Source organism: Streptomyces sp. Ag109_O5-1, assembly GCF_003814875.1.
Classification (GTDB): Bacteria; Actinomycetota; Actinomycetes; order Streptomycetales; family Streptomycetaceae; genus Streptomyces; species Streptomyces sasae.
The window spans coordinates 9,332,442-9,356,622 of sequence record NZ_RKQF01000001.1 but is presented as its reverse complement, the minus strand read 5'-3'; the positions used below and the strand labels follow the sequence as shown (position 1 = coordinate 9,356,622).

The following is a 24,181-nucleotide window of genomic DNA, read 5'->3' as shown; positions in this document are numbered from 1 at the left end:
CACGATCCACGGCCCGGACGGTGAAGTAAACGACGAGTTGCTCAACCAACCCTGTAGCAGACCTACACTGACGCCATGGACGAACGGCAGCTGCGCGTCCTGCGGGAGCTGGGCGAACTGGGCAGTGTCACAGCGGTCGCGGAGGCGCTGCGGGTGACGCCCTCGGCCATCTCGCAGCAGCTGCGCCTGCTGCAGCGCTCGATCCCGGTCCCGCTCACCGAGCGCGCCGGGCGCCGGCTGGTCCTGACGGCGGCCGGGCAGGCCCTGGCCGACGCGGCGATCGGGGTGGAGACGGCACTGGCCCGGGCCCGGCACACCATCGACGAGTACGTCGACGAACCCGACGGCACGGTGTCGGTGGCGGCCTTCCACAGCGGAGCCGCCGCGTTCTATCCGCTGCTGCTACGACGGCTGGATGCGCCGGGGTCGCCCCGGCTCGCACTCCACGACGAGGACGTGGCCCAGGCCGGCTTCCCGCCCCTCACCCGCACCTACGACCTGGTCGTCGCGCACCGCCTCGACCACGCACCGCCGTGGCCCCGGACCGCCGTGGCCACGCCGCTGCTGCGTGAACCCCTCGACATCGCCCTGCCCGTCGGCCACCCGCTGGCCACGCGGTCCGTCCTGACCGCACAGGACGTCGCCGACCAGCCCTGGATCACCGTGCACGACGGCTTCCCGCTGCTCGCGACCGTCGAGGCCGTCTCCGCCGCGGCCGGACGCCGGCTCGACATCGTCCACCGGGTCAACGAGATCTCGGTGGTGGCGGAGGTGGTCGCCGCGGGCGGCGGAGTTGCCCTGATGCCCCGCTGGACGTCCCGCCCGCACCCCGGTGTCACCCTCAGACCGCTCGGCGGTATCGAGGCCCACCGCCACGTCGACGTACTCCACCGCCCCGAGCGCACGGCGCGCCGGGCGGTGCGGACCGTGCTCTCCGAGCTGGTGGAGGCGGCGGAGACCATTCGATGCCGGGGACCGGCCTGAGGGGTCCGGCGATCGGGCGGGCTGCGGGAGACGGCGCTCCCCGGCCGGGCCGGGCCGGGCGGGAGCATGGCGCGCATGCCGCCGCGAGGCGGAGTCGGCTGAGCCGACCGGCCGCTGTCACGGCGGGCGACGCGGCGGGGACGCCTCCCGGCCGACGGCCGGGAAACGTCGGCGAGTGACGACGACACCTCTGCCGGGAGGGCGGTCAGGGCCCTCGGCGCCGGCGGGATCCGCCGGACACCCCCGGGGCGGGTCCCGTATGTTCGGGAGCGCTCCCATACGGCCCTGGACGAGAGCGAGTCGCCCCATGCAGAGCCTGACCAAGCGTCATGTGTCCGCGTCCGAGCTCGACACTCTCCTCCGCGCGGCGACCGGCATCGGATGCCGGGTGGAGGCGGAGCTGACCGACGGCTGGTTCAACACCGCCTACCGCGTGCGGTTCGACGACGGACGCGCGGCCGTGGTGAAGCTCGCGCCGCCCGCGGACATACCCGTGCTGCGGTACGAGCGCGGCATCATGGCGACCGAGACCATGGTCTACCGGCGGCTCGCCGCGCTGGCCGACGGAGCGGTGCCGGCGCCCGCGCTGCTGCACTCGGGGGACGGCTTCCTCGCCGTCTCCGTGCTGGAGGGCACCCCGTGGGACAAGGCGGCCGAGCGGCTGCCACCCGCCACGGCGTCGGAGCTGCGCCGCGAACTCGGCGCGATCACCGCCCGGCTGCACACCCTGACCAGCGAGGACGGCCGGTTCGGCTACCCGGCGCCGGAGGCCGGCCTGACCGCCGCCGACTGGCGCACCGCCTTCACCGCCATGGTGGAGGCTCTCCTGGAGGACGCCGGACGCTGGGAGTCCGACCTCGGGGTGCCCGCCTCCGGCATCCGGGCCCTGGTGGCCGAGGGCGGCCCCGCGCTGGACGAGGTCGGCGAGCCCCGTCTGGTCCACTTCGACCTGTGGCCGGGCAACATCTTCGTCGACCACCCCGGGAACGGGGCCCGGATCACCGGCCTCATCGACCACGAGCGGGCCTTCTGGGGCGACCCGGCCGCCGAACTGGTCTCCCTGGAGTTCGGCGGGGACGTAGGCCCGGACAGCGATCTGGTGGCGGGGTACCTGGGTGCCGGCGGCCGCCTCGAGTTCACGCCGGCGCTGCGCCACCGCCTCGCGCTCTACGGCCTGTACCTGGGACTGATCCTGGTCGTGGAGTGCGGGCCCCGGGGTTATACCGGTGAACACGCCGACTGGACACGGGAGTTCCTCGGCGAACGGGTCGCCGCGCTGCGCGCGCTGGGGTGACCGCGAAACCGGCTTGACCTGGAGCGCGCTCCAACTCCTAGCGTTCTTCTGGTCGTGACCGGATCCGAGGAGAACGGAAGAGCTGACATGAGCGAGAGCACCACGCGCGAAGAACGTTTCGCCCACGGCCTGGAGGTCCTGCGGAAGGTCGACGGCGAGGTCGGGCAGCGGGTCATCGACTCGCTGGCCGACATCAACCCCGAGCTGGGCCACCAGGTCGTCGCCTGGGGCTTCGGCGAGATCTACTCCCGGCCCGGACTCGCGCCCCGGGACCGGCAGTTGGTGACCCTGGGCATGCTCACCGCGCTGGGCGGCTGCGAGCCGCAGCTGGAGGTGCACGTCAACGCGGCCCTCAACGTGGGCCTGACCCCCGAGGAGATCGTCGAGGCCCTGCTGCACTCCGCCGGGTACTGCGGTTTCCCCAAGGCACTCAACGCCACCCTGGTCGCCAAGAAGGTGTTCGCCGAGCGTGGGCTGCTGCCGGTCGGGCAGCAGCCCACGCAGGACACTACTTCTGCCTGATCCGCAGGAAGGTGACCGAGTTCGCCGGGAAGGTGTAGGTGAACCTGTCGGCGACCCCGGTGAGGGTGGACGTGACCGGGGCGACCGCGGTGGCCGTCTCGGTGTTCACCGCGTCCTGTGCCGCCGCGAGCGTGGTCACCCGCGCCTTCTTCGCCACCTCGGCGTCGCCGAGGTCGATGGCCGTACGGGCCGCCGTGGACTGGGCGTTGACGACCTTGACGATCAGATCACCGGTCTTCCCGTCCTTGGTGACGACCTGCCGGAAGGGCTCGGCCGGCTTGTTGTCGGCGAAGCTGCCCCACTCCTGACCGTCGAGGTAGAGGGTGACCTGCCGGCCCCGCACCTTGATGTCGACGTCGTAGGCGCGGCCGGTCTCGACCGACCCGGCCTTGGCGATCAGTGTCGACTTGCCGCCGTCGACGGCCTGCTCGACCGCGGTCTGGGTGTTGTTCCAGCCGCCGATGTTCCACCAGTAGTAGCTGCCCGTGTCCTTGACGCCGAAGGCGACGAGGAAGCCCTCCTTGCCGGACTTCTTGGTGGCCTTCACATGCAGGTCGTAGTCGTGCCAGTTGGTGTCGCCGGCCTGGACCATGGTGTTCTCGGCGGTGTCGGAGGTCTCGACGTACTGGCCGTCCTGGACGGCCCAGCTGCCGCCGCCGGTGTGCGTCCACTGCGAGGCGTCGCCGGAGAAGTCGTCGCTCGGCAGTGTGCTGCCGTCGGCGTCGGTCACCTTGACGTCGTCGTAGGCGGCGCTGGTGTTCCAGGTCGACAGGCCGACGGCACCGGAGATCGGGCCGCTGACGTTCGGTGTGGTGGTGGCCGTGCTCGGGACCACCCGGTCGCCGACGTTGTTCATGAACAGCTTCTGGACCTCGTAGTTCGCGGAGCCCCAGGAGGCGTGGTTGTTGAACCAGACCAGGTCCGGGCGCCACTGGACGTAGTCCTCGTTGGCGAACAGCGGGGCGCAGGAGGCGAGTTTCACGACGTCCGCGTTGCGTTCGAGGCCGGTCATGTAGGCCGCCTCGGCGAGGCCGTTCTTGAAGGTGTTGCCGCCGGAGGCGTACTCGCCGACGAAGACCTTCGGCCCGTTCCTGTCGTAGGAGTCGTAGCGGTCGTTGTTCTGCAGGAACCACTGCGGGCTGTTGTAGTAGTGCTCGTCGACCATGTCGACCTTGGCGTCCTTGTTGAGCTGCCAGGCCGTGTCGAAGGTCGAACCCGAGTCGTCCGGGCCGGAGTTGGAGATCACCTGCATGTACGGGTACTTCGCCTGGATGGCGGTCCGGAACTGTGTGAAGCGGGCGAAGAACTCGGTGGGCAGGTTCTCCTCGTTGCCGACCTCGATATGGGTGAGGTGGAAGGGCTTGGGGTGGCCCATCTCGGCGCGCACCTTGCCCCAGGTCGAGGTCGCCGGCCCGTTGGCGAACTCGATGAGGTCGAGGGTGTCCTGGAGGTGCCGCTTGAGCAGCGCGTCGTCGTCGATGGCCTTGTTCTGGCCGCAGCCGGTCACGAGGGCCGGTACGACGGGCAGCGGCATCGCGCCGATGTCCTCGGCGAAGCGGAAGTACTCGTAGTAGCCGAGGCCGTAACTCTGGTTGTAACCCCAGAAGTTGGCGTTGGTGGCGCGGGTCTCGACCGGGCCGACGGTGTCCTTCCACTGGTACGACCGCTTGCGCTGGTAGCCGGAGGCCTCGCTGTAGTCCTGCATGGAGCCGGTGTTGACCAGGCAGCCGCCGGGGAAGCGGACGAAGCCCGGGTGCAGGGCGGCGATCTTCTCGGCGAGGTCCTTGCGCAGGCCGTTCGGCTCGTGCTTGTAGGTGTCGCGCGGGAGAGGGAGACCATGTCGAGCGCGGCGGCGTCCGAACTGGCCACGGTGAGGCGGCCGGTGGAGCTGGTGCGGGAGGCGGTGAAGGTCGCCCGGTACTCGGCCCAGCCGTTCGCAATATCGAACAGCTGTCAGCACTTCGAACGGCAAGATATGTAGGGGGCATGAGCGCGTCAATGGGGCGGGCGTAGGGTCTGGGGATGCAGACGCCGCTGCCGTACCTGATCGTGCTCGCCGGTTTCGGTGCCGTCCTGGCATGTCTGACCTGGCTGGCGCGGTACATCCGGCGGCGGGGCGCCGCGGGCTGCGGGCTCGGTGGGGTGATGGCCGCGTACGAGGAGGCGTTCCGGGCGACCAGTCATGCCTCGCACTACGAGATCAGGCAGCAGGCCGAGCGCAAGGCGCCGACCGGGACTCCCCGGCCGAAGCAGCCGACCAGCTCCCCGCGCACGGAGGAGGGGTGACCGTGGACGACTTCTGGCCGGTGCCTGATGTACTGACCCATCTCAGCGGGCGGTGGCGCGTCGAGCGGACCGTGCGTGATCTGGCGGGCGGGGACGAGGGGCGTTTCGAGGGCGCCACGGTGTTCCGCCCGCTGACCGGGGGCGGACTGCTGCATGAGGAGTCCGGGACGTTCATCTGGCAGGGCGTGGCCCGGCCCGCCGAGCGCACCCTGCGCTTCCTGCCCGGCGCGCGGCCGGGGACGGCGGACGTGCGGTTCGCCGACGGGCGGCCCTTCCACGACCTGGACCTGACGTCGGGGCGGTATGTCGCCGACCACCCCTGCGCGGCCGACCTCTACCGGGGCGAGTTCACGGTCCGGGACGCCGACCACTGGCGGACGGTGTGGCGGGTGGGCGGCCCGGCGAAGGACCTGGTCCTGACGACCGACTACGTGCGTGGGGCGCCCTGAAGGGGCGCTGGGGGCACCCCCGGCCGAAGGCTGGGGGAGGAACTGCGCGACCAGCCACGACGTCGCTGCGGACGAGGCAGGACACGCCCCGGCGCACCCAGCGGAGCGCCTACGTGCGCGACGCCTGTGCCGACGCCGCGTCGAAGCGGAGGTTCCAGCGGCCGGCGATGCCCGTCACCGTGGTCGTCGACAGCGGGCGGACGTCGATGTTCCAGTAGCTCGAGGGCGGTGCCTTGAGGGCGTAGACGAGGGCGGCGCGGATCACCGAGGGCTCGGCCACGGCGACGATCCGGCCGCCGTCGCCCACCGGCCGGGTGTCGAGCCAGCCGCCGACCCTGGAGATGAACGCCAGCAGCGACTCGCCGCCGTGCGGGATGGCGCGCGGGTCGGCCAGCCAGGCGTCCACCTGGTCCGGCTCCCTGGCCATCGCCTCGCCGAGGGTCAGCCCGCGCCAGCGGCCCATGTCGCAGTCGCGCAGAGCGACCTGCACCAGCGGGGCGTACCCCAGGCCCTCACCGGTCGAACGGCTGCGTGGCGTCGGCGAGCAGTAGCGCAGCTCAGCCGCCGCGAGGGGCAGCAGCTCACCCGCGGCATGCTGCACCTCCTGCCAGCCCGCCTGGTCAAGCGGGCGGGTGTCCTCGAAGCGCTCCGCGAGCAGCGGTGAGCTGCGCGCGGCTGCGACGAACGTGACCCGAAGTGACATGCGGCGATGGTGTGACGCACGTGTGCGCAGGTCAAGGGCTATGGGGTGATGAGTCGTCCAAGGTGGAGGAAATGTTACTCAAAGGTCAGGAGGTGTCCGACAAGTCGGCCGGAATGTCACGCGGGCGGCGTGTAGTAGAGCGCCATCCACATGTCCGGGTGTTCGAGCGGGGCGAATCCGACCTTCTCGTAGACGCCGTGGGCGTCGCTGGTGGCCAGCAGCACGCGCCGCACCCCGGTCGGCCGCAGGTGCTCGCGGATCGCCCCGACCATCGCCGTGCCGACGCCCTTGCCGCGTACCGACGGGTCGACGTACACGTCGGCGAGCCAGGCGAACAGCGCATGGTCGGTCACCACGCGCGCGTACGACACCTGCTCCCCGGTGACGGTGTCGTACACCCCGAAGTTCAGGGAACCCGCCATCGCCCTTTGCTGCTGCTCCAGTGGCCGGCCGGTCGCCCAGTAGGCGTCGGTCGACAGCCAGCCGTGGACGCGCTCGACGTCCACGCGGTCGGTGTCGGCGGAGAATTCGTAGCCCTCGGGGAGGTCGGGTGCATCGCTCATGCGGGGATCCTCACCGGTCGGGGGCACCGGCGTCGATCGGATTTCACGGTCCGGTCCTCAGCACCTCGTCGCAGGCCGCCCGCAGCCGTCGTACCCCCTCGGTGATCTCCCCCGCCCCGGCGACCGCCGCGAAGCTCAGACGGACGTGGGCGGCCGGGGGTTCGGCGCTGAAGTACGGGCGGCCCGGGGTGATGGCGACGCCCGCCCGGAGGGCGGCGGCGGTCAGGGTCGCGTCGGCGATGCCTTCGGGGAGACGCACCCAGAGGTGGTAGCCGCCGGAGGGGATGTGCGGGAGGGCGAGTTCGGGGAGCCGGTGGGCGAGGGCGCCGGTCAGGGCGTCGCGGCGGGTCTTCAACTCCGCCGACAGGTTGCGCAGATGGCGGGGCCAGGCCGGGGAGCCGACGAGTTCGAGGGCGGCCTCCTGGAGGGGCCGGGGGACGAAGAAGGTGTCGACGATCTGGATGGCGCGCAGGCGTTCGAGGACCGGGCCCCGGGCCGCCAGGGCGCTCACCCGGAAGCTGGGCGAGGTGGCCTTCGTCAGTGAGACGACGTGGACGACGACTCCGTCGGGGTCGTCGGCGGCCAGCGGCCGGGGCAGCGGTCCGGCGTCGGCGTGCACCAGCCGTCGTACGTAGTCGTCCTCGATCACGAAGGCGCCCGCCTCGCGGGCGATGCGGAGCACTTCGGGGCGGCGGCCGGGGGCGAGGACGGCGCCGGTCGGGTTCTGGAAGAGGGGCTGGCAGACGAACACCCGGGCGCCGGTGGCCCGGAAGGCGTCGGCCAGCAGCTCCGGTTTCACCCCGTCGGGGTCGACGGGGACCGGGACGGGGCGGAGGCCGGCGGCACGGGCGATGGCGAGCATGCCGGGGTAGGTCGGGGACTCGACGAGGATCGGGGCGCCGGGCGGGGCGAGTGCGCGCAGGGCGGTGGCCAGGGCGGACTGGCCGCCGTTCGCGATCAGCACCTCGGCCGCGGTGACCGCGCCGCCGATCTCGCGGGCGAACCATTCGCGCAGCTCCGGCAGCCCTTCGAGGGGCGGCCGCCCCCAGGCGCCGGGACGGCGGCCGGCCCGCGCCAGCGCCGCCGCCATCGCCCGCTCCGGCTCCAGGGAGGCGTGCAGATAGCCGCCGCTGAGCTCCAGGACACCCGGCGGCGGGACGGCGAGGCACACCGTGACCCCGGACGCGTCGACCGTGCGCGGCACCACGTCGAGGGCGCCGTCGGCGCTGAGCGCCACCTCCTGCCAGGAGGTGTCCCCGGCGGGCTCGGCCGTGGTGCGCGGCCGGGCCTTGAAGGCACCGGCGCCGGGCCGGGTGACGACCAGGCCCTCGGCGACCAGCTGGGCCAGCGCCCGGGAGACGGTCACCGGGCTCACCCGGAACCGCTCTACGAGCGCCCGGCTCGATGGGAGCTTTCCTCCGGGTGAGTAGCGGTCGAGGTCTCGCCTCAGTTTTTCCGCCAGTTCAAGGACGCTGCTACGCTCTTGCATGAGAGTACAGAGTAGCGCTACCGGTTCGAGTTCGATAGCGGTCAGCACCTCCCCGGCGGATCCCGGCGGCGCCGTTCCCGCCTCCCAGCGGCTCGGCACCCTGCAGGCCGCGCTCGGTGTCGTCGCCTTCTCCCTCACCTTCCCTGCCACGGCCTGGGGCCTGCAGGGCTTCGGCCCCTGGTCGCTGGTGGCCGTGCGCAGTGTGCTCGCGGCGGCCATGGCGGGCACCTGCCTCCTGGCTCTTCGGGTACGGCTGCCCGAGCGCCGGCACTGGGCGGGGCTGGCCGTCGTCGCGGCCGGGGTCGTGCTGGGCTTCCCGATGCTGACCACGCTCGCCCTGCAGACCTCCACCACCTCGCACGCGGCCGTGGTCGTGGGCCTCCTCCCCCTCACCACCGCCCTCTTCTCCGCCCTGCGCATGGGCATCCGGCCCTCCCGCACCTTCTGGGCGGCCGCCCTGGCCGGTGCGGCGGCCGTACTGACGTTCACGGTCGCGCAGAGCGGCGGGGCACTCACGGCGGCCGACGGCTACCTGTTCGCGGCGCTCGTGGTGTGCGCGGCCGGCTACACCGAGGGCGGCCGGCTGGCCCGGATCATGCCGGGCTGGCAGGTCATCGGCTGGGCGCTGGTGTTCTGTCTGCCGCTGACCGTGCCGGCCGCGGTGGTCGCGCTGTCGTACGAGCCGGTCGTCTGGAACGTGCACGGCGTGCTCGGTGTGCTGTGGGTGGCGGCGGGCTCGCAGTTCCTCGGCCTGGTGGTCTGGTACCGGGGCATGGCGGCCGTCGGCATTCCGAAGGCCAGCCAGTTGCAGTTGGCCCAGCCGCTGCTCACACTGGTGTGGTCGGTGCTGCTGCTGGGCGAGCACCTCTCCGCGGCCGCTCCACTCACGGCCGCCGCAGTGCTCGTGTGCATCGCCGTCACCCAACGATCGCGATCGTGAGGAGGCCCTGGAGATGCGTGCATCCGAGGGCGACCAGCTTGTCCAGCACGGCAGGGTGGTCGGTCAGCACGACCATGTCTCGACCATCGTCAAGGTGCTGGGACCGGAGGGCACCCCGCCCTACCGGGTCCGCTTCGAGGACGGCCACGAGGCCATCATGTCCCCCGGCCCCGACTGCCAGGTCAAGCACCGGGAGACCCATCCGCAACGTTAGGCCGCGGCGACCAGGTCGCCGGCCGCACGCAGGTCAGCCCGGCGGAAGCGCCGGCTGCTGGTAGTGGTCGGCGACCACCCGCGAGAGCGCCCCGATCGGATCGGCGGCCACCTCCTTGGCCGCGAAGTACACATGCCCGCCGACCTGCGGATACCGGTCGGCCAGGGTCAGATGCCGGGAGAGCTCGGCCGGGTCCTGCCAGGCCGAGGGCGCGTCGGCGGCCCCCGCCTGGTAGAGGGCCTCGCCGATGTAGAGCCGGGTCCCGGTGTCCTTGGCCACGCCCGCCCACCAGTCGACGACCTTGGCGTAGTCGGCGGCCGTGTTGCCGATCTGCCAGTACGCCTGCGGGACGATGTAGTCGATCCAGTTCTCCTGCACCCATGTCCGGGTGTCCGCGTACAGGTCGTCGTACGTCTCGACGCCCGCCTTGGTGTCGGAGCCCCGGGAGTCGGTGCCGGCGTTGCGCCACACCGCGAACGGGCTGATCCCGAACCGGGTCCCGGGCCGCAGCTCCTTGATCCCGGCGGCGGTCTCGGTCACCAGCTTGTCGATGTTGTCCCGCCGCCAGGCCGCCCGCGACGAGAAGTCGCCGCCGTGGGTGTCGTAGGCGTCGTCGTCGTCGAAGGTCTGGCCGGCCATCGGGTACGGGTAGAAGTAGTCGTCGAAGTGGACGGCGTCCAGGGGGTACTTGGCGACCGCGTCCAGGATCGCCTGCTCCACGAAGGCGCGGACCGCCGGGATGCCCGGGTTGTAGTAGAGCTTGCCGCCGTACGGCACCACCCAGTCCGGGTGCGTGCGGGCGGGGTGGGTGGCGACCAGCCTGCCGGGGTCGGTGTTGTTGGCGATCCGGTACGGGTTGAACCAGGCATGCAGTTGCAGACCCCTGGCATGGGCCTCCTCGACGGCCACGCCCAGCGGGTCCCAGCCGGGGTCCCCGCCCTGGGTGCCCGTGAGGTACTCGGACCAGGGCTCGAACGGCGAGGGCCAGAACGCGTCGGCGGTGGGCCGTACCTGGAACATCACGGCGTTCAGCCGGTGGTCGACCGCCTTGTCGAGGAGGGCGGTCAGCTCCTTGCGCTGGTCCGAAGCGGTGAGACCGGTACGGGAGGGCCAGTCACGGTTGGAGACGGTCGCCAGCCACATGCCCCGCATCTCCGTGGCCGCCCGGCGGGGGCGTCCCCGTACGGCCGCCGCGCCCGGCGTGACCAGCGTCAGCGTCGACAGCGCGGCCAACGCGAATGCCCTGCGAGACACTCCTGCCATCGTGAGACCCTCTTACGCTCGGGGGGATCCGGTAGGGGGATCCGCACCCTGGCGGATCTTCGTCCGCGGGCAGGATGCCCCACCCGGACGATCGATCATCGATACTTACGGGTAACGTGCACGAACGGAGCAGGCACCGGATCCGGAGGTCCTGCCGGCCGCCCGTAGATCAGCGAAGGGGACGATGTGACCGACATCGAGAAGGTCGGAGTCGTGGGCTGCGGCCAGATGGGAGCGGGCATCGCCGAGGTGTGCGCCCGCGCCGGACTGGACGTGAAGGTCGCCGAGACCACCGGCGAGGCACTGGAGATCGGCCGTACCCGGCTGTTCAACTCCCTGGGCAAGGCCGCCGAGCGCGGCAAGATCAGCGAGGAGGAGCGGGACGCCACGCTGGCGCGGCTGAGCTTCACCACGGACCTCGGCGAGTTCGCCGACCGCGACCTGGTGATCGAGGCCGTCGTGGAGAACGAGCAGGTGAAGACGGAGATCTTCCAGGTGCTCGACCAGGTGATGACCCGCCCGGACGCCATCCTGGCCTCCAACACCTCCTCGATCCCGCTGGTGAAGCTGGCCGTCGCGACCTCCCGCCCCGACCACGTGATCGGCATCCACTTCTTCAACCCGGCCCCGGTGCAGAAGCTGGTCGAGCTGATCCCGGCGCTCACCACCTCCGAGGGCACCCTCAGCCGCGCCCAGCTGTTCGCCGAGAAGGTGCTCGGCAAGCACGCGATCCGCGCCCAGGACCGCTCCGGCTTCGTGGTCAACGCGCTGCTGGTGCCGTATCTGCTCTCCGCCATCCGGATGTTCGAGTCCGGTATCGCGGGCCGCGAGGACATCGACAACGGCATGGAGATGGGCTGCGCCCACCCGATGGGCCCGCTGCGGCTGTCCGACCTGATCGGCCTGGACACCATCGTGTCGATCGCGAACAGCATGTACGCCGAGTACAAGGAGCCGCTGTACGCCGCTCCCCCGCTGCTCCAGCGCATGGTCGAGGCGGGCCGGCTGGGGCGGAAGACCGGCTCGGGCTTCTACACGTACTAGCGGCGGGTCCGGCGACACCGCCGAACCGCCCTGTTCCGGCGTCTGGCAGAGACCGAGGGGGCCCGTCCGATGGTCCGGGCCCCCTCGGCGTGTGTACGTGAGCGCGCGTGTACGCGAGCGGTCGGGATCAGCCGGTCCGATCCGTCATCCGATCCGTCAGGAGTCCGCCCGCTGGCGGGCCGCCAGGGCGTGCGCCGCCTCGCGGGTCGCCGGGTAGAGGTCCAGGTAGAGCCGGTAGAGCTCGTCGTAGACCGCACCGGCCTCGGGGGCCGGCTCCACCACGGCCACGGTCGGGTTCCAGTCGTCGATGTCGTCGGGGCCGGCCAGCCCCGCGCCCAGCGCGGCGAAGAACGTGTCGCCGTACGCCGCGCCGATGGTGTGGCGCGGCAGTTCCTGCGGCCTGCCGGTGACGTCGGAGACGATCCGGGTCCACAGGGTGCGGGCGCCGCCGCCCACGGCGACCAGCCGGCGGAGGTCGCCGCCCGCCTCGGCCATGGCGGCGAGGTTGTGCCGTACCCCGAAGGCGGTGCCCTCCAGCGCGGCCCGGTACAGGTGGCCGCGCTGATGCCGCAGCGTCAGACCGTGCAGCAGGCCCCGGGCGTCCGGGTCGAACAGCGGGGTGCGCTCCCCGGCGAAGTACGGCAGCATCAGCAGGCCCTGCGCGCCGGGCGGCACCTCGGCCGCCTCGGCCGTCAGGGTCTCGTACGGGACCCCGGTGAGGTCGCGCAGCCAGCCGGTGACCGCTCCCGAGGTGGCCATCCCGGCGGCCAGGCAGTACGTGCCGGGGAAGGCGCCCGCGGTGCCCCACAGCCGCGGGCTGCTCACCACGTCGGCCGTGACGTTCACCAGGAACATGGTGGTGCCGTACATCAGCATGACGTCCCCGGGGCTGCGGACGCCGACCGCGGTGGCCTCGGCCCAGGCGTCCACCGTGCCGGCGACCACCGGGACGCCTACCGGGAGTCCGGTCTGGGCGGCGGCCCCCGCGGTGACGGTGCCGACCACCTCGGCGGGCTGGACCAGCCGCGGCCACTCCGGTCCGGGGGCGATCTCCTCGCACCGGTCCTCGATCCACGCCTGCTCGCGCAGGTCGTACAGCGGGGTGCACTGGCTGGCCGAGTGATGGTCCAGGACATAGGCGCCGGTGAGTCGGTGGGCGAGGTAGGAGCTCGCCATGAACCAGCGCCGGGTGCGGGCGTAGACGTCCGGCTCGTGGCGGCGCAGCCAGGCGAGTTTGGGACCGATCGCCTGACTGGTCAGCGGTGACCCGCAGCGGGACAGCACCTCCTCGGCGCCGTAGCGGGCGGTCTGCTCGGCGATCTCCTGCCCGGCCCGGGTGTCGACGCCGTACAGGACGGCCGGCCGCAGCGGGGTGCCGGAGGCGTCCGTGGGCAGCAGGCAGGGGCCGATACCGCTGACCCCGACCGCGGCCGGCCGCTCGCCGTGCGGTGCGCGGGCCAGCAACTCGCCGGCCAGCTCCCGGAAGTCCTGCCACCAGACGGCCTCCGCGTCGTGCTCCACCCAGCCGGGCCGCGGGCTGGAGGTGCGGTGGTCGCGCACGGCCTGGGCGACGAGCTCGCCGTCGGGGCGGGTGAGCACGCCCTTGGAGCCGGAGGTGCCGATGTCGATGCCGAGCAGCAGGGTCATGAGGTTCCTCGGGTCGGAAGGGTGCGGGGGGTCGGCCGGCACTCGCCGTCCGACGGCTGCGCCGTACTTGGTTACAGGGAGCGATGCCCCACGGGCCCGGCACCATCATCGGTGCCGGGCCCGGGTTTTTCACACACCGTGTGCGCGCCGGGCACGCATATGCCCTTCGCACACTCTCCCCACGCGTTCACCAGGCGAGTTCACTCATCATGCGCATGCAATGGGATGCGGAACGACATCTTCGACTACGCAAAGGAGCGGACCCGTGGCCACCGAACCAGAGCATCCCGTGGTCCAAGGAGAACTCGCAGAGTTACGTCGTCGCCTCGATGTGGCCTACGCCCAGGTCGAGGGAGGACTGAACCTGCTCAGCCATCGCACCAAGGAGACGGCCAAGGAACTGGACGACCTGAACACCCGACTTGCCTCGCTGGAGCACGCTCGCTGGCCCCTGCCCTCGATCTCCGCGCTCACCGCACTGGGCGCCCTGGTCGTCACCGTCTGGCAGGCGCTGGCCCACTAATCATCAGTGAGCCGCATGTGATGCAACAGGAGTAACGCGGCCGCCATGTTGGCGGCCGGGACCTCCCCACGGGCGATCATGTCCGGGACGAGCTTGAGGGGTACCCACTCCCGGCGGTCCGACTCGAAGTCGTCCACGGGGTGTCCGACGTACTCGCCCTCGTCGGACCAGTAGATGTGGTGCCGGGCGTCGGTGAGGCCGTTGGACGGCTCCACGGTCATGAGATGGTGCAGGGTCCCCGGCCGCCAGCCGGTCTCCTCCTCCAGTTCCCTGGCGGCCGCGTACGCGATGTCCTCGCCGTCCTCGACGACCCCCGCGGCCAGTTCCCACCCCCAGCTGTCGGTGATGAAACGGTGGCGCCACAGGAGGAGTACCTCATTGGCCTCGTTGACCACCGTCGCCACGGCCACGGGCCGCAGCCGTATCAGGAAGTGGTCGAGATGCCGGCCGTCCGGCAGCTCGACATCTGCGAGATTGACGCTGAACCAGCGGTTTTCATACACAGTTTGTTCGTTCTGTTTCGTCCACTGCACGGTTCTGCCACCTTCCGCCGAGTAAGTGGCAATATCGCAGTAGGGACTCCTCAGGCCTACCGGGCCTCTACAGCGGTACGCGCAGTGCGCCGTCGATGAGTTCGGCGGCTTCGGCGGTTCCGGCACCACCGCTGCGCACCAGGTGCTCGCGTACCGCGCGGAGTCTGTCGCGCAGACGCTGGGACTCCATTCCGCGGGCCTGTTCGGCCATCTGCACGGCCGTGGCCACCGCGTTGTCCGCGTTTCCCTGGCGCAGTTCGATGGTGCTGAGCATGGCGAGCCGGTGCACCCGCCCCCGGTCGTGGGCCGGGTTGTCGACGGCGGCCGCGGCATGCTCCCGGGCGGCGGCGATCTCACCGAGGCTTAGCAGCGCCTCGGCCACCTGCACATTGACCAGTCCGGGTTGGACATAGCCGGTCTCGTCGGGTTCGTGGCCGCGCCGGATGCGTTCGGCGGCCGTCTCGGCCCGCCGGATGCAGGACAGCGCGCTCGTGCCGTCGCCGAGGTGGGCATACGCCTTGGCCTGCATCGCGTAGAGGTCGGAGGCGAGGGCGGGGGTGATGTGCTTGCCCGCGGCGCGCAGCGCGGCCTCCGCGAAAGCGACGGCCTGCCGGTACTCCCTCATGAACAGCGCCTGGTTGACGAGCAGCGCGATGACGTAGGCGCCGAGTCCCCGGTCACCGCTCGCCTTTGCCAGCCGCAGTGCCTGGTGGAAGTAGCGCTGGGCGAGGCCGTGGGCGTCGGAGTCGTAGGCGCAGATACCCGCGATCGCCACCAACCCGCCGGTCGCGCGGTGCAGTTGACGCCCCGTGGCATCCGTGTAGCTGCCGCGCAGCAGTGGGGCCGCCTCGGCGTTCAGGAAGCCGACGATCCTGGTGCGGGTCGCCATGCCGCCGGCCTTGCGGTACATCTGCTCGTAGTGGGCGCGGGCGGAGCGCAGCATCTCCAGGTCTGCATGGGTGACCCGGTGCCGCCCGCCGCGCGAGACGTCGACGTCCTCCGGGGGGTTCTCCCACTCCCACACCGGCATTACCGCGGGCGTGCCGGTGACGGCGGGGGCGCCGAGTATGTGCGGGCGCTGTTGTTCGTCGGACCGCCACAGGGCGGTGGCCCGTTCGACGAATCCGGAGAGCGAGGTTGCGTGCGGGACGCTGGGCTCGCCGGGGACGCCGAGGCCGATGTCGTCGAGGGTCACGGGGCGGTGCAGCCGGCCGGCCAGCACCTCGCAGATCAGGTCCGGCACCTGGCCTCTCGGCCGCTGCCCCTTCAACCACCGCGCGACGGCGGTGTGTTCGTAACGGAGCGCGAGCCCACGCGCCCGGCCCGCCTGGTTGACATGGGCGGCGAGACCGGCGTGCGAGATCCCCGCCTCGTCCAGGATCGCGTCGAGCAGTGAGTTGGGCTGCATGGATGCCCCCCGAGTGGCCTGGTGCCGTCAGCGTAGTGCGTCCGTATTCACACGGGGTGTGAACGGAGTGCGCGAATCCGTAGCGTGCGCGCACTGTCGCGGAGAGTGTCGTACCGGTTGACTGAACTGCCTCGCAAGAGGCCGGCCGGGCCGCCGGCTCCCCCTCGTACAGTGCGGTGGCCTGGCCGTTGGCCTGGCCGACGGATGGGGAGCTAGCGGTGCGTTGTCGGCTGCGGATGGGTGGGGGCCGGTCGCGCCCGCGCGGCGGAGCCGCTATTGTCAGCGCCCCGCGCCCCTGGAGGGGCGCTGAAGTGGCGCGTGTTGCAGTCGTTCCGTAGGACCAGGAGTGCGATGTCGTCCGTCGGGCGGCCGTTCGTGTGGTGGAGCAGGGCCGTGAAGACCGTGCGGAGGACGGCCTGCGGGGAGACCGGTTGGTCTCGTACGGCTTTCTCCAGTGCCTCCTGCAGGGAGAAGAAACGGCCCCTCATGTCTCTCGCGTCCTCCGCACCGTCCGTGTACAGGACCAGGGACTCGTCGGGGCGCAGCCGGCCGCAGTCGACTGCGGTGAGGTCCGTCGGGAGCGGGAAGGGGCCGAGCGGCGGTAGCGGGTCGGCCGCTGACAGGGGCTCCACGCGCGCACCGCTCAGCAGATACGGCCATGGGTGGCCGCAGTTGATGGCCCGTAGTTCGCCGTCTCCCGTGATCTCCAGGAGCAGTACGGTGACGAACTCCTCGGCGACCGGGCTGTCCGGTTCCTGGCCGCTGGAGGGGTGCTCGGCCCTGGCTCGTTCGCGCAGGTGCCTGGCGAGGGCACGGTCCAACCGGCCCAGGACACGGCCCAGTTCGGGTTCGTCATGGGCGGCCTCGCGGAAGCTGCCGAGGACGGCGGCGGCGGTGCCGATGGCGGACAGGCCGTGCCCGCGGACGTCGCCCATCACGACCCGTACGCCGTGTTCGGTGGCGACGGCCTCATAGAGATCGCCGCCGATGCTGGCGCCCCGGTCGGCGGAGAGCTGGGCGGCGGCGATGTTCAGCCCTGCGAGGCGGGGCGGCAGCGGTCGCAGCAGCACGCTCTGCGCGGCGCCGGCGACCTTGCGGACCTGCCGCAGCTCCCGGAGCAGAGCCCGGCGGACGTGGAGTATGAGCCCGGTGCCGACCGCGAAGAACACGGCGCTGGTGACGATCCGCGCACCGAGCCCGTTCTGCTCGGCCAGCGGGCATCCGAATTTGTAGCCGACCGCGACGGCACCCCACGCCGTGGGCAACGCCAGGGCGAGGGCACGGCGCCTGGGCCGTGGGTTCGTCCGGGGCCGCCCGCTGCGGGGAACCCCAGCCTTGATGCGGATCATGCCGATGGCCCCCATATAGGCCCTGACAGACAGACGGACCGACCCCGAAAGGCCGGTCCGATTCTGTCGACGGCATCCCCCGAAACGCCCATGTCCGGGTTGGATCTCACCCGAATGAGTGACGATCACCGAGCCGCCCGCATTTATGCAGGTGGCACTACATGTAAACGCCGGGCAGGAACGCGCCCCTTCAGGGGCGCTGGGGGTCCCCCCGGCCGAAGCCTGGGGGAGGAACTGCGCGACCAGCCAGGACGAACCCGCACCCGGCCGATGCGCGCACCCCCTCACGGCGACTAGCCCCGCAGCACCGCTCCCGTACGCTCCCCGGCAAGGGCAACAGCCGCGTCCCGCGCAGCCGACGCCTCGTCCACGGTCAGCGTGCGATCGGACGCGCGGAAGCGCAGCGCGTACGCCAGCGACTTCTTCCCGTCGCCGAGCTGCTCGTCGTTGACATACACGTCGAACAGCCGGATGGCCTCGAGGAGTTCGCCCGCGCCCTCGCGCAGCGCCGCCTCGACCTCCACCGCCGGCACCGGCTTGTCGACCACGAGGGCGACATCCTGCGTGGCCACCGGGAACGTGGAGATGCCGGGCGCCTGCGGCACACCGTCGCCGGCCTGCTCCACCGCGTCCAGGTCCAGCTCCATCGCGCAGGTGCGCGCGGGCAGCCCCAGCGCCTTGAGCACGCGCGGGTGCAGCTCACCGGCGTGGCCCACGACCCGCTCGGTGCCGTCGGCGACGACGACGAGTTCGGCGCACCGGCCGGGGTGCCAGGGCCCGTACTGGCCGGACCGCACGATCAGCTCGACCCCGGCCTCACGTGCGACCGCGCGCCCCGCCTCGACGGCGTCGGCCCAGTCGGCCGGACGGCCCTTGCCCCACCAGCCGGCCTGCTCGCGGGCGCCCGCGAGGACGACGGCGACATGGCGCGGCTGCTCGGGCAGCACGGCGTTCAGCGCGACCAGTTCCTCGTCGGTGGGGCGCCGGTCGACCGGCAGATGACCGGCGACGCCCTGCTCCTCGCGCGGGAGGAAGACCAGGCCGGTCTCGAAGAGCGCCAGGTCGTGCGCACCACGACCGTCGTTGCGCCGGAGCGCACCGAGGAGGCCCGGCAGCAGCGTCGTACGGAGCGCGGGCTCCTCGTCGTTGAGCGGGTTCGTCAGCTTGACGACACGGCGGGCCGGGTCGTCGGCGGCCAGGCCCAGCTGGTCGAAGACGCCCTCGCCGATGAACGGGTAGTTCGGCGCCTCGACGTACCCGGCCCCGGCCAGTGCGCGGCCGACGCGGCGGTGCAGGCGCTGCCGGTGGGTCAGGCCACGGCCGGCCGGCGGCTTGGGCAGCGTGGAGGGCAGGTTCTCGTAACCCTCCAGGCGGATGACCTCTTCGGCCAGGTCGTTCTGCTCAAGGAGGTCGGGCCGCCAGGACGGGACGGTGACGATCAGCTCGTCCTGCCCGTAGACGTCGCAGCCGACCTCCTGGAGGCGGCGGACGACGGTCTCCCGGCCGTACTCGACACCCGCGACCTTGTCGGGGTGGTCGGCCGCGACGGTGATGGTGTGCGGCGCGGACGGCGTGATGACCTCGGTGACGCCGGCCTCGGCGGTGCCGCCGGCGAGCAGCACCAGCAGGTCGACCGTGCGCTGCGCGGCGGCGGCCGCGGCCTGCGGGTCGACCCCGCGCTCGAAGCGGCGGGAGGCCTCGGAGGACAGCTTGTGCCGGCGGGCGGTGCGCGCGATGGCGACGGCGTCGAAGTGGGCCGCCTCGATCACCACGTCGGTCGTGGCGTTCTCCACGTCCTCGTGGTCGGCGATCTCCGTGTTGGCGCCGCCCATGACGCCCGCGAGGCCGATGGGGCCGCGGTCGTCGGTGATGACCAGGTCCTCGGCGTGCAGCTTCCGCTCGACGCCGTCGAGGGTGACGATCTTCTCGCCCTCGGCCGCACGGCGGACGCCGATGGTGCCCTGGACCAGGTTGCGGTCGTAGGCGTGCAGCGGCTGGCCGAGCTCCATCATCACGTAGTTGGTGACGTCGACCGCGAGGGAGATCGGGCGCATGCCGACCTTCTGGAGGCGGCGCTGGAGCCAGATCGGCGAGCGGGCCTCGGGGCTCAGACCGATGACGGTGCGCGCGGTGAAGCGGTCGCAGCCCATCGGGTCCGAGACCTGGACCGGGTAGCCGAAGGCGTTCGGTCCCGGCACGTCGAGCAGTGCCGGGTCGCTCAGCGGCAGGCCGTAGGCGATCGCGGTCTCGCGGGCCACGCCGCGGATGGACAGGCAGTCGCCGCGGTTGGCGGTGACGGCGATGTCCAGGACCTCGTCGACCAGCTCAAGGAGCTCGATGGCGTCCTTGCCGACCTCGGTCTCCGGCGGCAGCACGATGATGCCGTGGCTGCCGTCGTCGCCCATGCCCAGCTCGCCGGTGGAGCAGATCATGCCGTGGGAGGTCTTGCCGTACGTCTGGCGGGCGCTGATCGAGAACCCGCCCGGGAGCACGGCCCCCGGCAGCACGACGACGACCTTGTCGCCGACGGCGAAGTTGCGGGCGCCGCAGACGATCTCCTGGGGCTCACCGGTGCCGTTGGCGGTGCCGACGTCGACGGTGCAGAAGCGGATCGGCTTCTTGAAGCCCTCCAGCTCCTCGATGGTCAGCACCTGGCCGACGACCAGGGGGCCCTTGAGGCCGTCGCCGAGCTGCTCGACGGTCTCCACCTCGAGGCCTGCCGAAATGAGCTTGGCCTGGACGTCACGCCCGGTCTCCGTCGCCGGCAGGTCGACGTACTCCCGCAGCCAAGAAAGCGGGACCCGCATCAGATCTCCATCCCGAACGGCCGGGTGAACCGGACGTCACCCTCGACCATGTCTCGCATGTCCTCGACGTTGTGGCGGAACATCAGCATCCGCTCGATACCGAACCCGAAGGCGAAGCCGCTGTACTTCTCCGGGTCGACACCGCAGGCGATGAGCACCCGCGGGTTGACCATGCCGCAGCCGCCGAGCTCGATCCAGCCCTCGGAGGAGCAGGTACGGCAGGGCCGGTCGGGGTTGCCGACGGACTCGCCCTTGCAGACGTAGCACAGCATGTCCATCTCGGCGCTGGGCTCGGTGAAGGGGAAGAAGTTCGGCCGCAGCCGGGTCTTCATGCCCTCGCCGAACAGCGACTGGACCATGTGGTCCAGGGTGCCCTTGAGGTCGGACATGGTCAGGCCCTCGTCGACGGCGATCAGCTCGACCTGGTGGAAGACCGGGGTGTGGGTGGCGTCCAGCTCGTCGGTGCGGTACACGCGGCCGGGGCAGATCGTGTAGACCGGCAGCTCGCGGTCGAGCAGGGAGCGGACCTGGACCGGCGAGGTGTGGGTGCGCAGCACCATGCCGGACTCGGTGCCGCCCTCGGGGCCCTGCACGAAGAAGGTGTCGGCCTCACCGCGCGCCGGGTGGTCCGGGCCGATGTTGAGGGCGTCGAAGTTGAACCACTCGGCCTCGACCTGGGGGCCCTCGGCGACCTCGTAGCCCATGGCCACGAAGATGTCCTCGATGCGCTCCGAGAGCGTGGTCAGCGGGTGCCGGGCGCCGGCCGGGACGCGGTCGTACGGCAGTGTGACGTCCACCGCCTCCTCGACCAGTACCCGGGCGTCACGCTCGGCCTCCAGCTCCTCCTGGCGGCCGGCGAGGGCCTTGTTCACCGCGCCCCGGGCCTGGCCGACCAGCTTGCCTGCGGCGGCCTTGGCGTGCGGGGGCAGGGCGCCGATCTCGCGGTTGGCGAGGGCCAGCGGGGAGGCACCGCCGGTGTGGGCGACCTTGGCCTCCTGGAGCGCGTCGAGGGAGTCCGCGGCGGCGAAGGCGGCGAGCGCCTCGTCCCGCATGCGCTCGATCTCTTCCGGTTTCAAGGCCTCGACCTCTACAGGGTCGTACGACTTATTCGGTGCCGACATCTCTTCCCGTGCTTCCGATTGGCTGGCGGATGGTCCCCGTGACCGTTGTGGTGGGCCGTGTGAAGGACACAAAAGTGCCAAAGGCCGAGTCTAACGGGGTGGAGGTGTACGAGGAGCCCGCGGGCCGTCAGGCGAGATACGCCGGTGCGCCCACGGGCAACGTAAATCGGAACTCGGCGCCGCCGCTGGGGGCTCGTCCGACGGTGATGGTGCCGCCGTGGGCCTCGACGATGCCCTTGACGATGTAGAGCCCGAGGCCGGTGCCGCCGCGCTTGCTGCCCCGCCAGAAGCGGGTGAAGACGCGGTTCATGGACTCCTCCGGGATGCCGGGCCCTTCGTCGCTCACCGTGACCGACGTAGCTGCGTTCTCAGGGCCTTCCCCTTCGCGCGGGGACGCCGTGGCCGTGATGTCGATGGTGACGGTTCCCTCGCCGTGCCGCACGGCATTTTCGATGAGGTTGCTGAGGACCTGGTCGACCTTGTCGGGGTCGGCCCAGAGCGCGGGCAGCGGCTGCTCCACGCGGAGCAGGAAGCGGTCGGCGGGCTGCCCGGCGGCGACGTAGGCCTGGATGTGCCGTCCGACGGCCGCGCCTATGTCGACGGGTTGCCGGCGCACTTCAAGGCGTCCGCTGTCGATCCGAGAGATGTCCAGCAGCTCGGCGATGAGCCGGGTGACCCGGTCGGCGTCCGCGTCCACCGTCTCCAGCATCAGCCGTTTCTGGTCGTCGGTGAACCGTTCCCATTTGGCGAGCAGGGTGGCGGTGAACCCCTTGACGGAGGTCAGCGGCGAGCGCAGCTCATGGGCGACGGTGGCGATCAGCTCGGCGTGACTGCGTTCGGTACGGCGGCGGGCCTCGGTGTCCCGCAGCGAGACGACGACACGCCGGACGGGCCCGGTGGGCTCGGTGCGCACATACCGCGCGGACACCAGCACCTCCCGGCCGCCCGGCAGCAGCAGGTTGCGCTCGGGCTGGCCGACCCGGATGGCGAGGCCGCCGTAGGGGTCGGTGAGCTGCCACCAGCGCCGGCCCTCCAGGTCCTCTAAGGGGAGGGCCTTCTCCAGACGCTGTCCGAGGGCGTCGGCGGGGGCGGTGGCGGTGATACGGGCGGCGGCGGCGTTGAAGCAGACGACGAGACCCTGCTCGTCGGCGATCACGAGGCCGTCGGGCAGTTCGTCGGGGTCGATGCCGAGCCCGGTGAGGTCACCGTGCCGGGGCGCGGGCACCCGGCCGGTACCGCGGCCCCCCGGCGCGTTACTGGTGCCGACAGTCATACCCCGTACTCCACCTCTCAGACGGCGCAGCAGGCCCCCGAGCTGGTCACCCTACTAGCTCTCGGTGACGGAACGGCAGCCTCCGGAGGCGCGCTGTGCACGGGCCGATGCGTAGAGACATACGGCGGCGGCGGTGGCGAGGTTCAGGCTCTCGGCCTTCCCGTGGATCGGGACGCGCACCACGGCGTCCGCCAGCGCGCGGGTCTCCTCCGGGAGCCCCCAGGCCTCGTTCCCGAACACCCAGGCGGTGGGCCCGCCCATGGTCCCCTTGTCCAGCTCGTCGTCGAGGTCGTCGGTCCCGGCCCCGTCCGCGGCAAGAATCCGGACGCCCGCGCCCTTGAGCCCGGCCACGGCCTGCTCGACGGGAACACCGACGGCGACGGGCAGGTGGAAGTGGGACCCGACGGAGGCGCGCACGGCCTTGGGGTTGTACAGGTCCACGGACGCGTCGGTGAGTACGACGGCCTCCGCACCGGCGGCGTCGGCGCACCGCAGCACGGTACCGGCGTTGCCCGGGTCGCGCACGTTGGCGAGCACGGCGACCAGCCGGGGACGGGCGGCGAGGATGTCCTCGAAGGGGGTGTCGAGGAATCGGCAGACCCCGACGAGCCCCTGGGGCGTCACGGTGGTGGAGATGTCGGCGATGACCTCCTCGGAGGCCAGGTGGATCCGGGCACCGGCGGTTCCAGCCGCTCCGATGATGTCGGCGTACCGCTCCGCGGCCTCGACGGTGGCGAACAGCTCGACGAGCGTCGGCTCGCCATCGACCCGGTGCCCGGCCGCCTCCCGCACGGCCTGCGGCCCCTCGGCGAGAAACAGCCGCTCCTTGCCCCGGAAGTTCCGCCGCTCCAGCCGCCGGGCGGCGGCGACACGGGCAGAGCGGGGGGAGATGAGCTCGGGGGTGGCGGGAGGCATCTGTGGTTCACCTTCACAACGGCGGTCGGTCACGGCGCGCGGCGGGTCCGCACCGCCGCCGCACCAGTCTCGCTCACCCGGGGCGTGCGGCGCGGCGGGGTCAGGGTTCGTCGAGCAGGCGGCGGGCCGTGCTGATGTCGGTGACCAGCGTGGTGATCCAGCGGCCGCGCACCGCGCCGCGCACCGCGCCGTACTTGCGGTCGCCGCGCGCGACGGCGATCCGGCGGGGAGCGCTGCGGAGCTGGTCCACGGAGACCCCGATGGTGCGCTCCCCGAGGCCGGCGTCAGCGTGCACGCCGTCCTCGTCGAAGAAGCGCTGGCAGATGTCCCCCACCGCGCCGAGCCGGCGCAGCCGGGTGAGCTCCTCGTCGGCGACCGCGTTGCCCCTCAGCTGCAGCAGCGGGGAGTGCTGCAGGCTGCCGATGCCGACGAGGACGGCGGTCAGCCGGTCCCAGGCCTGGCCCACTTCCAGGACGGTCGCGTCGTGCAGCAGGGACAGCCGGGCCTGGGCCGACCCGACCAGCCCGGGGGCCCGGACGAACAGCGGTCCGGCGCCTATGAGTTCGGCGAGCCGCGCGGTGAGCCGGGTCGCCTGCACCTGGCCCTGCGGGTCGCCCGCCCATCAGCTGGACGACCTTCTCGACGCCCCGCACCCGGGCGGGCTGCATGACCTCGACGGCCGCGAGGAGGGTCTCGCTCCAGGTGGAGACGCCGATCACGTCCCCCGGCCGGAAGGCCGTCTCCAGGTAGGTGGCCGCCGCCGAGCCGAGCGCGCGCAGCAGGGTGCGCGGGTGGTCCGGCAGGTCGTCGCTCTCGACGATGACCACGTCGGTGAGGTCGTAGCGGTCGGCGAG

At 71.8% G+C, this 24,181-nt stretch carries 22 protein-coding genes and 2 pseudogenes; 9 read left to right on the top strand and 15 right to left on the bottom strand.

The annotated features are described in order from the left end of the window. Positions 1-75 precede the first annotated feature (75 nt). The 3 genes from EDD90_RS42615 to EDD90_RS42605 all read left to right on the top strand — a co-directional run bounded on the left by EDD90_RS42615 (position 76) and on the right by EDD90_RS42605 (position 2,800). The gene (locus EDD90_RS42615) at positions 76-984 is read left to right on the top strand and encodes a LysR family transcriptional regulator (protein ID WP_123978423.1); all 909 of its coding nucleotides are present in this window, start codon (positions 76-78) and stop codon (positions 982-984) included. A gap of 307 nt (positions 985-1,291) precedes the next feature. Beyond that, entirely contained in the window at positions 1,292-2,278 is a 987-nt protein-coding gene (locus tag EDD90_RS42610) for a phosphotransferase family protein (RefSeq protein ID WP_123978422.1), read from the top strand. 87 nt (positions 2,279-2,365) lie between these two features. Further along, the gene (locus EDD90_RS42605) at positions 2,366-2,800 is read left to right on the top strand and encodes a carboxymuconolactone decarboxylase family protein (protein WP_123978421.1); all 435 of its coding nucleotides are present in this window, start codon (positions 2,366-2,368) and stop codon (positions 2,798-2,800) included. Here the strand turns inward: EDD90_RS42605 and EDD90_RS42600 are convergent. Next, a pseudogene (locus tag EDD90_RS42600) lies at positions 2,787-4,735 on the bottom strand (alpha-L-arabinofuranosidase C-terminal domain-containing protein); the annotation flags it as partial. The gene EDD90_RS42605 and the pseudogene EDD90_RS42600 overlap by 14 nt on opposite strands. Positions 4,736-4,822: 87 nt before the next feature. Here EDD90_RS42600 and EDD90_RS42595 point away from each other — a divergent pair. Further along, entirely contained in the window at positions 4,823-5,086 is a 264-nt protein-coding gene (locus tag EDD90_RS42595) for a hypothetical protein (protein WP_123978420.1), read from the top strand. A 2-nt stretch (positions 5,087-5,088) separates the two neighbouring features. Beyond that, positions 5,089-5,535: a DUF6314 family protein gene (locus EDD90_RS42590; RefSeq protein WP_123982229.1), complete on the top strand. Its 447-nt coding sequence runs from the start codon at positions 5,089-5,091 to the stop codon at positions 5,533-5,535. A 109-nt stretch (positions 5,536-5,644) separates the two neighbouring features. Here EDD90_RS42590 and EDD90_RS42585 read toward each other — a convergent pair whose 3' ends face one another. The 3 genes from EDD90_RS42585 to EDD90_RS42575 all read right to left on the bottom strand — a co-directional run bounded on the left by EDD90_RS42585 (position 5,645) and on the right by EDD90_RS42575 (position 8,290). Then, the gene (locus EDD90_RS42585) at positions 5,645-6,238 is read right to left on the bottom strand and encodes a histidine phosphatase family protein (RefSeq protein WP_123978419.1); all 594 of its coding nucleotides are present in this window, start codon (positions 6,236-6,238) and stop codon (positions 5,645-5,647) included. Between the two features lie 116 nt (positions 6,239-6,354). Then, on the bottom strand, positions 6,355-6,801 hold the full coding sequence (locus EDD90_RS42580) for a GNAT family N-acetyltransferase (RefSeq protein ID WP_123978418.1): 447 nt from the start codon (positions 6,799-6,801) through the stop codon (positions 6,355-6,357). Between the two features lie 43 nt (positions 6,802-6,844). Continuing rightward, positions 6,845-8,290 (bottom strand): PLP-dependent aminotransferase family protein, encoded by a 1,446-nt coding sequence (locus EDD90_RS42575; RefSeq protein WP_123978417.1) that lies wholly within the window; start codon positions 8,288-8,290, stop codon positions 6,845-6,847. Here EDD90_RS42575 and EDD90_RS42570 point away from each other — a divergent pair. Then, on the top strand, positions 8,289-9,230 hold the full coding sequence (locus EDD90_RS42570) for a DMT family transporter (RefSeq protein ID WP_123978416.1): 942 nt from the start codon (positions 8,289-8,291) through the stop codon (positions 9,228-9,230). The genes EDD90_RS42575 and EDD90_RS42570 overlap by 2 nt on opposite strands. 13 nt (positions 9,231-9,243) lie before the next feature. Continuing rightward, the gene (locus tag EDD90_RS42565; RefSeq protein WP_123978415.1) at positions 9,244-9,444 is read left to right on the top strand and encodes a DUF1918 domain-containing protein; all 201 of its coding nucleotides are present in this window, start codon (positions 9,244-9,246) and stop codon (positions 9,442-9,444) included. 33 nt (positions 9,445-9,477) lie between these two features. On the opposite strand, the gene EDD90_RS42560 is transcribed toward EDD90_RS42565, so the two are convergent. Beyond that, positions 9,478-10,707 (bottom strand): glycoside hydrolase family 10 protein, encoded by a 1,230-nt coding sequence (locus EDD90_RS42560; RefSeq protein ID WP_123978414.1) that lies wholly within the window; start codon positions 10,705-10,707, stop codon positions 9,478-9,480. 186 nt (positions 10,708-10,893) lie between these two features. On the opposite strand from EDD90_RS42560, the gene EDD90_RS42555 reads away from it, so the two are divergent. After that, entirely contained in the window at positions 10,894-11,751 is an 858-nt protein-coding gene (locus EDD90_RS42555; RefSeq protein WP_123978413.1) for a 3-hydroxybutyryl-CoA dehydrogenase, read from the top strand. Between the two features lie 156 nt (positions 11,752-11,907). Here EDD90_RS42555 and EDD90_RS42550 read toward each other — a convergent pair whose 3' ends face one another. Beyond that, a complete protein-coding gene (locus EDD90_RS42550; RefSeq protein WP_123978412.1) occupies positions 11,908-13,398 on the bottom strand; it encodes an FGGY-family carbohydrate kinase in 1,491 nt (496 codons plus the stop codon). A gap of 265 nt (positions 13,399-13,663) precedes the next feature. Between EDD90_RS42550 and EDD90_RS42545 the strand changes: the two genes are divergently transcribed. Then, complete coding sequence (locus EDD90_RS42545; RefSeq protein WP_123978411.1) at positions 13,664-13,921, top strand: hypothetical protein; 258 nt, start codon at positions 13,664-13,666, stop codon at positions 13,919-13,921. On the opposite strand, the gene EDD90_RS42540 is transcribed toward EDD90_RS42545, so the two are convergent. From EDD90_RS42540 to EDD90_RS59180, 9 genes and pseudogenes are all read right to left on the bottom strand, one after another. Then, positions 13,918-14,454 (bottom strand): NUDIX hydrolase, encoded by a 537-nt coding sequence (locus EDD90_RS42540; protein ID WP_123978410.1) that lies wholly within the window; start codon positions 14,452-14,454, stop codon positions 13,918-13,920. The two genes, EDD90_RS42545 and EDD90_RS42540, sit on opposite strands and share 4 nt — an antisense overlap. Positions 14,455-14,521: 67 nt before the next feature. Further along, complete coding sequence (locus EDD90_RS42535) at positions 14,522-15,862, bottom strand: transcriptional regulator (protein ID WP_123978409.1); 1,341 nt, start codon at positions 15,860-15,862, stop codon at positions 14,522-14,524. A 212-nt stretch (positions 15,863-16,074) separates the two neighbouring features. Further along, positions 16,075-17,211, bottom strand: a complete 1,137-nt coding sequence (locus tag EDD90_RS42530) for a PP2C family protein-serine/threonine phosphatase (protein ID WP_123978408.1) — start codon at positions 17,209-17,211, stop codon at positions 16,075-16,077. A 293-nt stretch (positions 17,212-17,504) separates the two neighbouring features. Beyond that, positions 17,505-20,018 carry a phenylalanine--tRNA ligase subunit beta gene (pheT, locus tag EDD90_RS42525; RefSeq protein WP_123978407.1) on the bottom strand — a complete coding sequence of 838 codons (2,514 nt, stop codon included), beginning with the start codon at positions 20,016-20,018 and terminating at the stop codon, positions 17,505-17,507. Beyond that, positions 20,018-21,139 carry a phenylalanine--tRNA ligase subunit alpha gene (gene pheS, locus EDD90_RS42520; RefSeq protein ID WP_123978406.1) on the bottom strand — a complete coding sequence of 374 codons (1,122 nt, stop codon included), beginning with the start codon at positions 21,137-21,139 and terminating at the stop codon, positions 20,018-20,020. Before pheS ends, pheT begins: the two co-directional genes overlap by 1 nt. Before the next feature lie 127 nt (positions 21,140-21,266). Then, the gene (locus EDD90_RS42515) at positions 21,267-22,412 is read right to left on the bottom strand and encodes an ATP-binding protein (protein WP_123978405.1); all 1,146 of its coding nucleotides are present in this window, start codon (positions 22,410-22,412) and stop codon (positions 21,267-21,269) included. Positions 22,413-22,466: 54 nt separating this feature from the next. Then, positions 22,467-23,327 (bottom strand): RNA methyltransferase, encoded by an 861-nt coding sequence (locus EDD90_RS42510; protein ID WP_123978404.1) that lies wholly within the window; start codon positions 23,325-23,327, stop codon positions 22,467-22,469. 100 nt (positions 23,328-23,427) lie between these two features. Beyond that, the gene (locus EDD90_RS57865; protein ID WP_260328476.1) at positions 23,428-23,925 is read right to left on the bottom strand and encodes a sugar-binding domain-containing protein; all 498 of its coding nucleotides are present in this window, start codon (positions 23,923-23,925) and stop codon (positions 23,428-23,430) included. A 76-nt stretch (positions 23,926-24,001) separates the two neighbouring features. Next, positions 24,002-24,154: pseudogene (locus EDD90_RS59180) on the bottom strand (sugar-binding transcriptional regulator); the annotation flags it as partial. Between the last annotated feature and the right edge of the window lie 27 nt (positions 24,155-24,181).

Excerpts from the sequence above, each read along its gene's own strand:
- EDD90_RS42615 (WP_123978423.1), top strand. The coding sequence starts at position 76 with ATGGACGAACGGCAGCTGCGCGTCCTGCGGGAGCTGGGCGAACTGGGC.
- EDD90_RS42610 (WP_123978422.1), top strand. The coding sequence starts at position 1,292 with ATGCAGAGCCTGACCAAGCGTCATGTGTCCGCGTCCGAGCTCGACACT.
- EDD90_RS42605 (WP_123978421.1), top strand. The coding sequence starts at position 2,366 with ATGAGCGAGAGCACCACGCGCGAAGAACGTTTCGCCCACGGCCTGGAG.
- EDD90_RS42595 (WP_123978420.1), top strand. The coding sequence starts at position 4,823 with ATGCAGACGCCGCTGCCGTACCTGATCGTGCTCGCCGGTTTCGGTGCC.
- EDD90_RS42585 (WP_123978419.1), bottom strand. The coding sequence starts at position 6,238 with ATGTCACTTCGGGTCACGTTCGTCGCAGCCGCGCGCAGCTCACCGCTG.
- EDD90_RS42580 (WP_123978418.1), bottom strand. The coding sequence starts at position 6,801 with ATGAGCGATGCACCCGACCTCCCCGAGGGCTACGAATTCTCCGCCGAC.
- EDD90_RS42570 (WP_123978416.1), top strand. The coding sequence starts at position 8,289 with ATGAGAGTACAGAGTAGCGCTACCGGTTCGAGTTCGATAGCGGTCAGC.
- EDD90_RS42575 (WP_123978417.1), bottom strand. The coding sequence starts at position 8,290 with ATGCAAGAGCGTAGCAGCGTCCTTGAACTGGCGGAAAAACTGAGGCGA.
- EDD90_RS42565 (WP_123978415.1), top strand. The coding sequence starts at position 9,244 with ATGCGTGCATCCGAGGGCGACCAGCTTGTCCAGCACGGCAGGGTGGTC.
- EDD90_RS42560 (WP_123978414.1), bottom strand. The coding sequence starts at position 10,707 with ATGGCAGGAGTGTCTCGCAGGGCATTCGCGTTGGCCGCGCTGTCGACG.
- EDD90_RS42550 (WP_123978412.1), bottom strand. The coding sequence starts at position 13,398 with ATGACCCTGCTGCTCGGCATCGACATCGGCACCTCCGGCTCCAAGGGC.
- EDD90_RS42535 (WP_123978409.1), bottom strand. The coding sequence starts at position 15,862 with ATGCAGCCCAACTCACTGCTCGACGCGATCCTGGACGAGGCGGGGATC.
- EDD90_RS42530 (WP_123978408.1), bottom strand. The coding sequence starts at position 17,211 with ATGATCCGCATCAAGGCTGGGGTTCCCCGCAGCGGGCGGCCCCGGACG.
- pheT (WP_123978407.1), bottom strand. The coding sequence starts at position 20,018 with ATGCGGGTCCCGCTTTCTTGGCTGCGGGAGTACGTCGACCTGCCGGCG.
- pheS (WP_123978406.1), bottom strand. The coding sequence starts at position 21,139 with ATGTCGGCACCGAATAAGTCGTACGACCCTGTAGAGGTCGAGGCCTTG.
- EDD90_RS42515 (WP_123978405.1), bottom strand. The coding sequence starts at position 22,412 with ATGACTGTCGGCACCAGTAACGCGCCGGGGGGCCGCGGTACCGGCCGG.
- EDD90_RS42510 (WP_123978404.1), bottom strand. The coding sequence starts at position 23,327 with ATGCCTCCCGCCACCCCCGAGCTCATCTCCCCCCGCTCTGCCCGTGTC.